13 protein-coding genes are annotated in these 13,076 nt (G+C 64.8%); 6 read left to right on the top strand and 7 right to left on the bottom strand.

All coding sequences use genetic code 11. The features are described 5' to 3' along the window. Positions 1–8: 8 nt before the first annotated feature. On the top strand, positions 9–347 hold the full coding sequence (locus tag IFT55_RS07860; protein ID WP_192090836.1) for a hypothetical protein: 339 nt from the start codon (positions 9–11) through the stop codon (positions 345–347). A gap of 236 nt (positions 348–583) precedes the next feature. On the opposite strand, the gene IFT55_RS07855 is transcribed toward IFT55_RS07860, so the two are convergent. Both IFT55_RS07855 and IFT55_RS07850 read right to left on the bottom strand, forming a co-directional pair. Beyond that, complete coding sequence (locus IFT55_RS07855; protein ID WP_192090834.1) at positions 584–1,591, bottom strand: methyltransferase; 1,008 nt, start codon at positions 1,589–1,591, stop codon at positions 584–586. A 166-nt stretch (positions 1,592–1,757) separates the two neighbouring features. Beyond that, the gene (locus IFT55_RS07850; RefSeq protein ID WP_192090832.1) at positions 1,758–2,273 is read right to left on the bottom strand and encodes a YciE/YciF ferroxidase family protein; all 516 of its coding nucleotides are present in this window, start codon (positions 2,271–2,273) and stop codon (positions 1,758–1,760) included. 274 nt (positions 2,274–2,547) lie between these two features. Here IFT55_RS07850 and IFT55_RS07845 point away from each other — a divergent pair, with 274 nt between their 5' ends. Together IFT55_RS07845 and IFT55_RS07840 are read left to right on the top strand one after the other, a co-directional pair. After that, entirely contained in the window at positions 2,548–2,733 is a 186-nt protein-coding gene (locus IFT55_RS07845; RefSeq protein ID WP_192090830.1) for a hypothetical protein, read from the top strand. A 19-nt stretch (positions 2,734–2,752) separates the two neighbouring features. After that, on the top strand, positions 2,753–3,061 hold the full coding sequence (locus tag IFT55_RS07840) for a plasmid stabilization protein (RefSeq protein ID WP_192090829.1): 309 nt from the start codon (positions 2,753–2,755) through the stop codon (positions 3,059–3,061). A 287-nt stretch (positions 3,062–3,348) separates the two neighbouring features. On the opposite strand, the gene IFT55_RS07835 is transcribed toward IFT55_RS07840, so the two are convergent. The 3 genes from IFT55_RS07835 to IFT55_RS07825 form a co-directional block, all read right to left on the bottom strand. Then, complete coding sequence (locus IFT55_RS07835) at positions 3,349–4,083, bottom strand: SDR family oxidoreductase (RefSeq protein WP_192090827.1); 735 nt, start codon at positions 4,081–4,083, stop codon at positions 3,349–3,351. A gap of 2 nt (positions 4,084–4,085) precedes the next feature. Further along, entirely contained in the window at positions 4,086–6,293 is a 2,208-nt protein-coding gene (locus IFT55_RS07830) for a hypothetical protein (protein WP_249403695.1), read from the bottom strand. Between the two features lie 107 nt (positions 6,294–6,400). Then, positions 6,401–7,909, bottom strand: a complete 1,509-nt coding sequence (locus tag IFT55_RS07825; RefSeq protein WP_249403726.1) for an MFS transporter — start codon at positions 7,907–7,909, stop codon at positions 6,401–6,403. A 134-nt stretch (positions 7,910–8,043) separates the two neighbouring features. Between IFT55_RS07825 and IFT55_RS07820 the strand changes: the two genes are divergently transcribed. Both IFT55_RS07820 and IFT55_RS07815 read left to right on the top strand, forming a co-directional pair. Then, positions 8,044–9,018 carry a lactonase family protein gene (locus IFT55_RS07820; protein WP_192090823.1) on the top strand — a complete coding sequence of 325 codons (975 nt, stop codon included), beginning with the start codon at positions 8,044–8,046 and terminating at the stop codon, positions 9,016–9,018. After that, a complete protein-coding gene (locus tag IFT55_RS07815; RefSeq protein ID WP_192090821.1) occupies positions 9,015–10,067 on the top strand; it encodes a zinc-dependent alcohol dehydrogenase in 1,053 nt (350 codons plus the stop codon). The genes IFT55_RS07820 and IFT55_RS07815 overlap by 4 nt, the downstream gene beginning before the upstream one ends. A 43-nt stretch (positions 10,068–10,110) precedes the next feature. On the opposite strand, the gene IFT55_RS07810 is transcribed toward IFT55_RS07815, so the two are convergent. Continuing rightward, positions 10,111–10,494, bottom strand: a complete 384-nt coding sequence (locus IFT55_RS07810) for a response regulator (protein ID WP_192090819.1) — start codon at positions 10,492–10,494, stop codon at positions 10,111–10,113. After that, on the bottom strand, positions 10,487–11,917 hold the full coding sequence (locus IFT55_RS07805; RefSeq protein ID WP_192090817.1) for a sensor histidine kinase: 1,431 nt from the start codon (positions 11,915–11,917) through the stop codon (positions 10,487–10,489). The genes IFT55_RS07810 and IFT55_RS07805 overlap by 8 nt, the downstream gene beginning before the upstream one ends. A 118-nt stretch (positions 11,918–12,035) precedes the next feature. Here IFT55_RS07805 and IFT55_RS07800 point away from each other — a divergent pair, with 118 nt between their 5' ends. Continuing rightward, positions 12,036–13,043 carry a chemotaxis protein CheB gene (locus tag IFT55_RS07800; RefSeq protein WP_192090813.1) on the top strand — a complete coding sequence of 336 codons (1,008 nt, stop codon included), beginning with the start codon at positions 12,036–12,038 and terminating at the stop codon, positions 13,041–13,043. Positions 13,044–13,076 lie beyond the last annotated feature (33 nt).

The raw sequence follows: 13,076 nt of genomic DNA, 5'->3' as shown, positions 1-13,076 counted from the left end.
ATGGGCTTATGAACCGCAGGCAGTCGAAGAAAGACCCTTATGGGGACTTGCACCGGGAAGCGGAAACGACCGCACCGCCGGTGGTATGCTGGCTATGCGGTCGACCGACTGCCAAGACGATCGTGTGGCATCATCCGATCCCCAAAAGTCGCGGTGGTCGTGATGTCGTGCCGATGCATTCCATCTGTCAGCAGACGCTGATCGCCAACTTCAGCAATGCCGAGTTGCAGCGGTACGGCATGGACGTCGAGGGGCTACTGGCCAACCCGAATGTCCGGAAGTTCGTCGACTGGGTCGCGGGCAAGGATCCCGAATTCACGGCGACGATCTCGAAGAAGCAGCGCTGATCGAAGTCTTGGTTCGATCAACGACGTTCCGACGGCGGAAGTCGCCCCGCGCATTCCGGATCATTGTCGCCGCGATACCGGCTCGATCGGATTTCCGCGCGTGTCATGATCTCGACCGACGTCGGGCATGGCAGGGGCCGTACCGTAGATCCGGCGCCTGCCATGCCCCTGTCCCGACCGACGTTGCGCAGGATCGGTACGCGCTACACGCGTTGCTGTTTGTACGTTCGATGGCGTCAGGTCCGTTCTTCCGTGCGCTGGACGCATAATCCGATCGCTGCGATCCGGTCGACCCCGGCATAGGGTTCCTTGTCCAGCTCGTCGCCGAAGATGTCGGGATCGAGCACGCGATAATCGTAGCGATAGCCGACCGACGGCATCGCCCGATCGATCGCGTCGCGCACGACGTCGCGGCCATCGACGATCGAAACGCCGGTGTGCATCAGGAACCGCCCACCCGGTGCCAGTTTGCGAATGGCCTCCAATGTCCAGTCGAGCGACAGTTTCCCGCCATACAGGTCGCCGCCATCGCGATAGGCACGGCGGTCGGGATCGATCATGAACGGCGGGTGGGTGACGATCAGATCGAAATCGCCGTCGACATCCTTGGGCGTGTTGGCCAGCACGGTCCGGTGATCGATCGCTGCGAAGGTCGCATTGATGGATGCGAGCGCCAGTGCCTTGGGATTGATATCCGCCAGCGTCAGCGTCGCGCCGCCGTGCAACGATGCCGCGACGATCCCGCCGACGCCCGCGCCCGCGCCGTAATCGAGAATGCGGGCCGCGTCGGTCAGGCCGGACAGGTTCCGCGAGATATAGTCGGCGAACCGATAGCTGTCGGGACCCAGAAACACCGAATCCTGCGCCCTTGTCGGATAGCGCGAATGTACGAACAACTGATCGAACACGTTCGACACGCGTATCCCCGCCGACACCAGTCCGTCCGGGCGCTGCTCCAGCAGTCCCGCCTTTCCGAGGATCGCGACGACGTCCGGGGACAGGTCATCGCGACGACACGGCAACGACCAGCCCAGCAGGTCGTACAGGGTCGTGCCGACCTGCCGCTGCGGTCGCGACAACACACGCGATTGCGACGCCGGGGTCGGCGCGATGAAGTCGTACCCCTGCGATCGCAGCAGGCTCAGCAGCGCCAACAACGGCTCGCGCTGCCCGGTGTCGGTGTCGGTAGCCCGATTGGTGTCGCCGATCGGAAAGTACTGACGGTCTGCATAGGTTAAATGCATGTTCTGGAACCATTGGATGGATGGAGGTCGCGGCCGGTATCGGTCGACCGCATCAGGACGAACGGGGGCGATCGACCCGGGCGGAGCCGGATCGGTCTGCCAGCCGGTAACGAACGCACGTCGCCGGTAGCGGCGCACGACCGGATCGGGGTGCGCCGCTACCGGATCAGGCGGTTTTCAGTTCGGCGGTGCGGTTGATGCGCGCTTCGGCGATCCGGGTCAGCTTTTCGTCGGTCGCCTTTTCCTCGGCCAGCGTTTCGGCAAGCACCGCCGCGCAATCCTCGCGGCCCAGTTCGCGCGCCCATGCGATCAACGTGCCGTACTGGGCGATTTCATAATGCTCGACCATCTGCGCGCCGAACGCGAGCGCGGCGTCCAGCACCTGCGGGTCGTCGATATCCGACGCGGTCGTATTGGCCGCCTTGACGATGCCGTCGATCGCGGGGCAGGTCGTTTCGTCCGGCTCGCGACCATGCATACGGAACACCTGCTCCAGTCGCGTCCGCTGGTTCTCCGTTTCGCGCAGATGCTGTTCGAAGCCGCTGCGCAAATCGGGATCGGTCGCGAGGCCGATCATCTTGGGCAACGCCTCGGTGATCTGGCGCTCGGCATAATAGATGGTCTTCAGGCCATGAACGAACAGGTCGTCGAGCGTGTGCGTGCTGCTGGTGAAGATACCCATGGGAAAGCGTTCTCCTGCAAGTGGAACAGGTTGTTTCCACCTTTCCCCACAGCAACGCCGGTCATCGGAGGATGTTTCGATTTTCTGTGGCCGCATAAATCTATTTAACTAAGATTTGGGACGGCTCGCCATATAAGCAATCGGTGACATTGCAGTATATGCTACAGATTAACGCGTATCGTTATGTCACAGTGCCGCTTCTATATCCATGTTAAGAAGAATCAAAAGCGGATACGCGATATGTCCTGTTAGTTGCTGTGCCGAGGAGAGGCCGATGAACGAGCAGAATCTGGAATATTACGAACGTCGCGCGCGCGAAGAAGCGGCCGCCGCCGCGCAAAGCCCCAGCGCGGGCGTAGCGTCGGCGCATCGCCTGCTCGCGATCGAGTATGCGGCGCAGGCCCGCGAAGTCCGTTCGCGCGCGCAGATCCGCGCCAAACCGACCGAAGGTCGAGGCTGACGATCGAAAGGAAACGACGATGCCGCAGGGTGACAAGGACAAATACACCGACAAGCAGAAGCGCAAGGCCGAACATATCGAGGAAGGCTACGAAGATCGCGGCATGCCGAAGGACGAGGCCGAGCGTCGCGCATGGGCCACCGTCAACAAGGAAAGCGGCGGCGGCAACAAGTCGGGTTCTGGTCGCGGGAAACCCGACACCCACGAGTCATCCCAAGCAGGCGGAAAGAAGGGCGGCGAGGCATCCGCGCAGCGGTCCGCCGCCGATCGCTCCGCCTCTGCAAAGAAAGCGGCCGCCACGCGAAAACGCAACGCCGCTGCGAAGTGACCGCCATGGCCCCGGCCCGGACCCGTTCCGGGGGGCGGCGACGGCGCGAGCGATGCGGGCGGCAGGGGGCCGCCCGCCCGAACCTAGAGCGTTTCCGATCAGTTTGAACCGCCGTCATCGCCCTTCGGGTGCCTGCTTCGCAGCGGGGCGCTTTCGATCCGCGGCGGCGTTGCTCGTCGGTCACGATGCTTCAGCATCGCTCCCTCCTCGCGCCTTGCCCCGAACCGAAATCACCGCCGTGCCGGTGATCCAACCTGATCGGAAACCGCTCTAGGATCGCAACGATCCTAGCTGGTCTTCTGCACCAGCGGTTCGATCCGCAGGTTGACGACGTCGCAGGTCGCGGACCGGGTCAGCGTAAAGACGATCGCCTCCGCAATCTCCTCGGCGACGAGCATTTCGCCGTTCGCAACCGCCGCGCGTTTCTCGTCGGGGCTGCATTGCTGCATGTCGGTATCGACCGATCCGGGCTGGATCACGCTGACCTTGATGTTGCGCTCCGCCACTTCCTTGCGCAGCGTTTCGGCGAACGCCTGCACCCCGGCCTTGGTCGCGGCATAGACGCTTTCGCCGACTGCCTTGATCTCGGTACTGATCGATCCGACGAACAGCAGATGGCCTCCGCCGCTGGCTTCCATCCGCACCATGGCGTGTTTCGCGCAGGCGAGATAGGCGCTGAGGTTGGTGTCGACGACATAGCGCCAGTCAGGGTCGTCCATCGCATCGATCGGTTCGGCACCCAGCGCGGCGCAGGCGACCAGCATGTCGATCCCGCCCAGCGTGTCGTCGACGGCGGTGAACAGCGCGTCGATCCCGTCGGTGGTCGCGACGTCCGCCGCGATGCCCGCGACGTCGCCGCCGGCCTGCGCCAGCGCGTCGTTCAGCGCGTCCTGGTGACGGCCACAGGTGACGATCCGCGCGTCGGCGGCCGCGAGCCGGGCCAGCGTCGCACGCCCGATGCCGGTCGTGCCACCGGTCAACAGGATGCGTTTGCCGGCAAGGTCGGTCGGTTGATAGGTCATGGTCATTCCCACGTCAGGATGAGGCGCCCGCTGGCGGGCACGCGATAGGTGATGCGGTCGGCGGTGGCGGTTTCCGGGGCGATCGGGTCGCCCGCCGCCGTCAGGACGTTGCTGTCGGGCAGCGTGCGGCGCTTTTGCCGGACGAGGTAGAGGCTGCCGGTCCGCGTTTCGCCACCGTCGAGCTGGATCGACAGCGCCCGGTCGCCGATCCGTTCGACCGCGCGCAGCAACAGGTCGCAATAAAGCTGGAACGGGGCGCCCTCGACCCGGTGGAACGCACGCGACGTGAAGATGAACGCCGCGCCCGCGCCATAGACTTCCTGCCCGACCTGTCCGGCCTGCTGGCCATCGGGGTACAGATCCTCCAGCGGAAAGGACAAGGCGCGGTCGATATGGCCGTTCGCATCGCGCTGTTCGGTGGCGATCGCCTCGTCCGGCAGCGCGTCGGGATAATAATACCACGCACGCGACAGCGCATAGCGGCAATATTCACCGATCAGCATCCGCGCGCCCGGTTCCAGATCGGGGCCGCCATCGTTCAGATATTGCTCGAACGCGACGAAGCTGTCGAAACACTCGTACATCGCCATGTACGGCGCGTCCTGAAGACAGGTGACTGCCATGAACGTCTCATAGGACGCGGCATGGCCGATATTGCTGTCCCACATCACGCCATTGTGGAGGAAGCTGGCGAGATAGACGTAGCTCTGTTCGCGATAGACGTCGCGGTTGGTGATCCGCCACAGCCGCATGCAGGCGGCGGCACCCCATGCCGTCAGATTGGCCTGGTAATTGACGTTGAAGCGCAACCCCATCGCCGCGTCGATCGCCGCCCGCGCCTCATCCAGATAGGTCTTGTCGTCGGTCAGTTCGAACGCCTGCAACATGATCCACGCATAGATGCCGCCGACATCGGTCTGTCCGCGACCGTCCGCTGCTGCATCGGTGATGACCGAGAAATCGGTCACCCGATACTGGATCGGCCAGTGATAGTCGAAATGACGCGCCGCCCGTACCGCATAACCGATCGAGTCGAGGAACAGCGCGCGCGCCCGGTCGTCGCCGTCCAGCGCAAGGATGCCGAGGTTGAGCAGCGGATGATAGAGATACCAGCTATCGACCGCGTCGGCGTCCTTGTCCTTGCCGACATTGGGCAGATAGCGGCGCAGCGTGCCCAGATCGGCATCGTAGAATTTGCGCAGTCCCGCCTTCAGTTCGGCTTCGAGCGGGTGTGCTTCGCCGCGCCACTTTCCCCATTGGTGCAACGCGGTGATGACCGACATCTGGACCATGATGTCCGGATATTCGGCGGCGGTATAAGGATGGATGTAACGATGCCCGTAATGGCGGATCGTCGCTTCCGGCGCGTTCGCCAGATCGTGCGCCGAGCGTTCGGCGCGATCCGCCCAGTCGCGAAACTGGGCCGGGGGCAGGTCGAGCACTTCGTACACTGCTGCCAGCATCTCGACGAACTGCCGTGCGGATTCGCGTTCCTGCGGCGGCGCTTCGTGCCGAAAGACGAGGATCGTGTCGGACAGCGTCACCGTCTGTCCCGCCGGCAACGATACTTCGGCAGGGTCGGCGTTGGCCGATGGCGTCGGCAGCGCATAGCCGATTTCGGGCCACGCCCCGCCCACGCTTTCGCGCGGCGTCGTGCCCGTCGCGCGGTAATAGTCGTTCGACGGGGTCAGGTTCTGGACATACAGGACGTTGCCGAAACCGGGGTCGTCGATGCGGAAATAGAGCAGGCCGGTGTTGATGCCGCGCTGCGATGCCTCGACCGTGCCCTTGACCCGCAATGGATCGTCGTGCCGTCCCAGCGGATAGAGATCGCGCGGCATGAACGGCAGCACCACGGCGCGCGACGGGGTGAAGCGGGTGACGATCCGCAACCGTTCCAGCGCCTCGCGATCGGCATGGAACGACAGGAGATGCTCGCCCATGGCGCTGACGATGCGCAGCCGGGCGGTCTCTCCGTCCTCCGCGTCGATCGCTTCGCAGGTGAACGGGGCCGGCACGAACGCGGCCCGTACCGCAAGTCCCCCGGCCCGTTCGCGCCGCACGATCGCGAACACCGAATCGGCGCTGACATGAAGTGCGACGCTCAGTTCGCCGACATCGAACTGCGTCAGCGGCGCGGAACCGTCCTGCAGCATCTCGCGCAGCGCCAGCACATGCGGGCTGACGGCCGGCGCCTCGGCAGTCGCCATTTGGTGCATCTAGGTCCTCCGAACAGCAATTCTTGATGCCGGACAAAGCCGCGACACCTGCACCGGTTCCTGATTGTGCTTCGAAAGCAACGCGTTGCTAACCTGTGCTACGAAGTTCGCCGCCGCTGGGCTTCCTGCGCGCGCCGCAACCGGACGCGCAGGCGGGCGTCGCGCAGCAGGGCGGCGGGAATATCCGTCGCAGCGCGCAATCCGGCGACCGACGATATGTTGCGGATCGTCCGGCGCGTTTCGTTCAGCACCTGGCCGACCATCTGCCGGCGCTCGATTTCGCCATGTTCCTCGACCAGCGACAGGCGATGGATCGCATAGATGCCGATCAGCCCGGCCAGCAGGAAATAGAAGTCCCATGCCGTCAGCACGAACGGCACCGTCAGCACTCCGTTCGGGCCGCTCCACCGCGCCACGAGTTCGAACTGACGCGCGGCGAAGAACTGCGCCAGCAGCCCGCCGATGATCGGGGCCAGCCCGGCCGCGACCGCCGTCGTGATCGCGTTGGTCGCGACATAGGCGGTCGCCGACCCCTTGGGCGACAGTTTCAGTGCGATGTTGGTACTCGCCAGCGTCACGCCCGCGATCGTCGCGCCCATTACCAGATGCAGCGCGATCAGCCACAATTTCACCGCCGTACGGTCGCCGAATTGCGACGCACCGATCATCGCGACGATCGCGAGGATATAGGCGGGGGCGCACACCGCCAGCACCGATTTGTTCGCGAACCGGTCGCTCAACCGACCCCATAGCCGCAGCGCGAGGATATTGGCGACCTGGCTGACCACGCTGAGCAACAACACGAAACTGACGTTGAAATGCAGCTGCCGGACGATGAACACGGTGAAGAACGGCGTGGCGAGGTTGATCGCGAATTGCCAGCTGGCGACGAACACCAGCAACCGGCTGAAATTACGATCGTGCAGCGGCTGGCGCAGCAGCGCGCGCAGATCGATCGGACCGGCGGCGGGCGCCATCAGCGGTTCGGGCATCATCGCCACCATCCGCGCGCTGATCAGCCCGGTGATGCAACCCGCCACGAACATCGCCGCGAACACCGTGTCGCGCGCGGTCGATCCCGCCGCCGTCCGGTCGAGCGCGAGCGCGGCGCACAGACCCAGTATCAGGCTGATCGCGGTCAGCCAGACCGTCCGTCGGGCGAACACCTCGCCCAGCCGGTCTTCGGGGGCCAGGTCGCGCATCCATGCATTCCAAGCGCAACCACCGATCGCGCCCAGTCCGCACAACACCATCTGCGCGGCAAGGAACGCCAGCAACGCCGCCGTCCCGCCGGAAAATGCCAGCGCGGCCATCACGAGCAGCATGATGCGACCGATCAGGCTGGTGACGACCGCGATCTGCTTTCGCCGCCGCCACCGCTCGACCATCTGGATCGCGGGCAGTTGCAACAGTTGCGACAGGAACGGCGTCGCCGCCAGCACGCCGACCATCACGTTCGACGCGCCGAGATGCAGCGCGAAGGCGGTCAGGATCACGCCGCTGGTCAGCGCCGCCGCACCGCCGGAAAAGGCGGCTTCGGTGACGAGCAGTCGCAGGCCGCGTTCGCGGTCTTCCGTCGTCAGGTCGGATTGCGGCAGTAGCGTCATCACGGTTGGCAACGTCCAATGCGGGTGACGGTTCGGGACTAGACTGAACACATAACTTATGTACCTGAAAATGGACAAGATTGTTCGACACCATCCGGTGGTTGGGGAGTTTTGGGGCGATGGATCACGAACGCATGCTGATCGCAGGCGGCTATGCCGACGCCGGAGCCGCCGGGCTGTACCGGCTATGCCATGCGGACGGTCGGCTGACGGTCGACGGGATCATCGCGTCGGTCTGCAACGTGTCGGGCGGGGTACGACGCGGCGACCGTTGGTATCTGGTCGATGAAACGGCGGGCGATATCGTCGTGCTGGATGCCGATCGAGAATGGCGAGAGGTTGCGCGTTTCGCTTCGGGCGGCGATGCTCCGTGCCATCTGGCGTTGAACGCGGCGGCCGATCTGCTGGCCGTCGCCAATTACGGCGACGGTGCGACCGCCCTGTTCGCTCTCGACGATCGCGGCAAGCCGGTAGGGGCACCGGATCGGTATCGCCATGACGGCAGTGGACCGGTCGCCAATCGGCAGGAGGGGCCGCACGCGCATTGGGTCGGCTTTGCGCCCGATGGCACGCTGTACGCCACCGATCTGGGCAGCGATTGCGTCCTCGCCTTCACGCCCGGTCGCGACCGTCTCGGCACCGCGCGGGTCGTCTATACCGCCCCGCCGGGCAGCGGGCCGCGTCAGATCGCGTTTCATCCCGACTTGCCGATCCTGTATCTGGTCAGCGAACTTGCCTCGACGCTGACCGTGCTGGATGTCGGCGCGGACGGCATGCTGATCGCGCGGCAGATCATTGCGACCCTGCCGGACGGCGTTGACGATGACAGCCTTGCCGGCGCGCTTCTGCTCGCTGGCGACCGGCTCTACGTCACCAATCGCGGCCATGACAGCGTGGCGACGTTCGCGATCGGGGCGGGTGGTGACGTTCGCCCGATCGGTCATCGGGCCAGCGGCGGCGTCTCGCCGCGCTTCCTGCTGATCGACGGCGATTACCTGTTGGTTGCGCATGAACAAAGCGGCGGCGTCACCGCGCTCCCGCTCGATGCCGGTCCGGTTGCCTCGCGCGCCGACGTGCCCGGCGCCGCCTTTCTCGGAGAAACCCCATGAAAGCTGCCCGCAAGACCGCCGATGGACGGTTCGAAATCGCCAACGTCGATGCACCGGAACTTCCCGCTGGCGACTGGGTCAAGGCGCGGGTCCGCATGGCGGGCATCTGCGGCACCGACCTGCGCCATTGGGAAAAGGCGGAGGAGGAACTGCATTGTTGCATCATGGGTCACGAACTGGCGGGCGACGTCGTGGAGGTCGGGCCGGACGTGACGCGCGTCGCGGTGGGGGACCGGGTGCTGATCGAATCGGTACTCGGCTGCGGTCGATGCGAATGGTGCCGGGTGCAGCAGTATAATCGCTGCCCCGATCTGTATCCGACCCGTCGCGCCAGCGTATCGCGCGCCTATGCCGAACTGGTGGTCGGGCCGCAGCACAAGTTTCACAAGCTGCCCGACACGGTCGGCTATGATGACGCGGCGCTGCTCGACACCTTCGCGGTCGCGCTTCATGCCCAGCATCTGTCGGGCCTGACGATCAACGCGCAGGTCGCGATCATCGGTTCCGGGCCAATCGGCCTCGGGCAGCTGATGCTGGCGAAGGCGAGCGGCGCGGACGTGCTGATCGTCGATACCGTGCCGCATGCGCTCGATCTGGCGCAGCGGCTGGGTGCCGACCGGATCGTCCATTCGCAACGGGAAGACCCGCTGGCCGCGATCCGGGCGATGACCGGGGATCGCGGTGCCGATATCGTGTTCGAATGTGCGGGCGGGGAGTCGATGCCCCAGACGCTGCCGCTCGCCACGCGACTGGTCCGGCGCGGCGGCAAGGTCGTGATCGTCGGCGGGTTCGAAGACGGCGAAACGGCGATCCCGCTCGAATGGCAGCGTATCCAGATGTCGGAGATCACCCTGATCCCCAGCGCCAGCTTCGCGTTCCGCGACCTTTATGCGGAACAGGTGATGGTGCTGGACCTGCTCAGGCGCGGCAAGTTGCGGACGCAGGAACTCATCACCCACCGCTTCCCGCTGGACCGGATCAACGACGCGTTCGAAACCGCGCAGAACCGCCTAGAAACCGGCGCGATCTTCGTCGGACTGGAGATATGACCGTCCATCCCGATTCCCGGCGGCGGAAGTGCCGCCGCCGCGATCACATACTCGGCTGACGGTTCAGCAACGGGCCGAGCGTAGCAAGGACGTTGCGCGCCTTGACCGGCTTTTCCAGCCGCGGAACGGCGGAAAATCGTTCGGGGATGGCCGATTCATCATAGCCGGTGGCGAACACGAACGGCACCGACCGCGCCTCCAGTGCATCGGCGAGATCGAAGACCATCGTGCCGCCGAGATTGATGTCGAGCAGCGCCGCATCGATCCGCGATTCCGCTGCGAGCACCGACTGCGCCGCAGTGACGGTCGGAACCGGGCCAAGCACGTCCGCCCCGGCGTCGATCAGCGCCAGCCGCAGGTCGTCGGCGATCAGATACTCGTCCTCGACGACGAGGATTCGGCAGCCTTCTAATTGGCGTTCAGACATGGTTGGCTTCCCCCCGCGTGTTGTCGCACGGCACGTCGACTTGTATCGTGCAATGGACGCCGTCGCCGGTGAAGGCAAAACTGGTTTTGGCGCCCATCTGATATGGCAGTGCCCGTTCGATCAGCTCACGGCCATAACCGCCGCCGCGCGGCTTGTCGCCGGGGGCGGGAACATCGGTCACACCGGTTTCGCGCCAGTCGACGTGCATCCGTTCCATGCCCGCCTCTTCCGCGACGACTTCCCACCGTACCGTCAGGTGTCCGGTCGGCGTCGCCAACGCGCCGTATTTGACGGCGTTGGTCGCCAGCTCGTGCAATGCCAGTGCAAAGGTCTGGACGAGGGAGCTTTCCAGCGGCACGTCCGGTGGGCCGCTCAACGTCACCTGCGGTGCGTTGCCATCGGGATCGAGGTCGAGATGCGCGCCCAGCTCCTCGCGAAGCAGCGTGCCGAACATTACGCGGTACGCGCCGCGCCGCGACAACAGCCCCTGCGCGCGGGCAAGCGCGGCCATGCGATCGTCGATGCAGCGACGGAACTCCTCCAGCGAACTGCTGCCCCGCAGGGTACGGGTCATCACCGCCTGGACGACGGCCATCAGGTTGCGCGTACGATGCTGAAGCTCGTCCATCAGCACAGCCTGTTGGCGCTGCAGCCGGATGATATCGTCGATGTCGGTACAGGTGCCGAGCCATTCGACCACCGTCCCGTCCGGCGCGCGGATCGGCCTCGCCCGCGTTTGGAAATGGCGGTAGCGGTTGCTCCCATGGCGCAACCGCGCTTCGAAGCTGAGGCCGTTGGCCGCATCGGCGCGGCTCCACGCATCCAGCGCGGTCTTCCGGTCGTCGGGATGAAAGGCTTCCAGCCAACCCATCCCTTCGCTGTCCCCGGACGACAGGCCGGTGAACGCCACCCATTGCGGACTGGCCCACGTCCAGTCGCCGCCGCTCACCGCGCGCCACACCAGTTGCGGCATCCCTTCGATCAGGGTCCGCAGGCGCAACTCCGTCCGGCGAAGTTCCTGATTCAGGCCTTCGATCTCACGGGTACGCGCCTGAACCCGACTCTCCAGATCCTCGTTGGCGCGCTCCAGATTGGTGTTGGCGACTTCCAGTTCCTCCGAGAGCACCTGCAGCTCTTCGAAGGCCACCTGTAGTTCTTCGGCCACCTGGCTCTGCTTGAGTTCCTTCTCCACGTCGACGATGCGCTCGGGGGCAATCATCATTGCCGATAGCTTCGTCGATTTGGTGTCGCTGGCCTGCAGCTCGCCCGCCAGTACCGTGACACGCGTCAACAGCCGGTCGCGATCCTCGATGATGCGGGCATTTTCCTCCAGCGAGTTTTCAAGCGCGGTCCGAAGCTGCTCGATCTCATCCAGCAGCTTCGATTGTTCGTGATCGGAAGTACCGGGTGCAGGCGTCTTCATACTGTGTCCCTCGGTTTTCCAACGCACTGGCAACAGAAAGGCACCGTTCCCACCGCGATCTTTTTCAATGTATGCGTCCGCTGCGCGGGCAAATCGTTATGGTAAGTAAGGAGTTACGATGCCGCTGAAAGATATCGTCGTGATCGGTGCGTCGGCTGGCGGCGTGGAAGCGCTGCAACGCTTGTGCGCCAGCCTGCCCGCCGAATTCCCGGCAGCGGTGTTCGTCGTCCAACACCTGTCGCCATCGACGCGCAGCCTGTTGCCGCAGCTACTCAGCCGGGTGGGGCCGCTCGACGCGCACTCACCCGTCGATGGTGAAGCGATCGAAGCCGGAAAAATCTATGTCGCGGCGCCCGATCACCACATGCTGGTGCGTTCCGGCAAGGTGCTGATGCGCCGGGGACCGCATGAGAACCGCACGCGCCCCGCCGTGAATGCGCTGTTCCGCTCGGCCGCGTCGGCCTATGGTGGCCGGGTGATCGGCGTCGTGCTCACCGGGCTGCTCGACGACGGCACCGACGGGCTGATCGCGATCAAGGCAGCGGGCGGCATCTCCGTCGTTCAGGACCCTGACGACGCGCAATGGCCTTCGATGCCGAAAAATGCGCTCGCGCGCGATCATGTCGACCATACGCTGCCACTGGACGATCTGGGCGCGCTACTTGGCCGGCTCGTGCGCGAGGAAGCAGGGGTCGGTATCCCGCTGCCCTACGAATATGTCGTCGAGGACCGAATGGCTGCGCAGGAGTTTTCCGTGATCGACAGCGACATCATTACGCCCGGCCAGCCGAGCCATATTTCCTGCCCGGACTGTGGCGGCGTGCTCAACGAAATCACAATCGAGAACGAGTTGCGCTTTCGATGTCAGGTCGGCCACGCCTTCACGCCGTTGGGGCTGGCGGCCGCGCAGAGCGACGAACTGGAGCGTGCGCTTTCGGTCGCCGCACGCACGCATCGTGACCGGATCAAGCTGTTCACCCAGATGCACGACAGCGCGCACGCCCGCGGGCTGTTCCATGCGGAAAAACGGTGGCTGGATGCATCGCGCGAATCCGAAGAGATGGTTGCCGTACTGGAACGCGCGATGACGAGCCTGCGTCGGCAACCGATCGACGACGAGGCATAACGGGCTTTCCACCAGCCTGCGCCGCCATCGTCA

This window comes from Sphingomonas sp. CFBP 13720, assembly GCF_014842075.1.
GTDB lineage: Bacteria > Pseudomonadota > Alphaproteobacteria > Sphingomonadales > Sphingomonadaceae > Sphingomonas.
The sequence above is the reverse complement of the archived record's forward strand: the minus strand, read 5'-3'. Positions and strand labels throughout refer to the sequence as shown.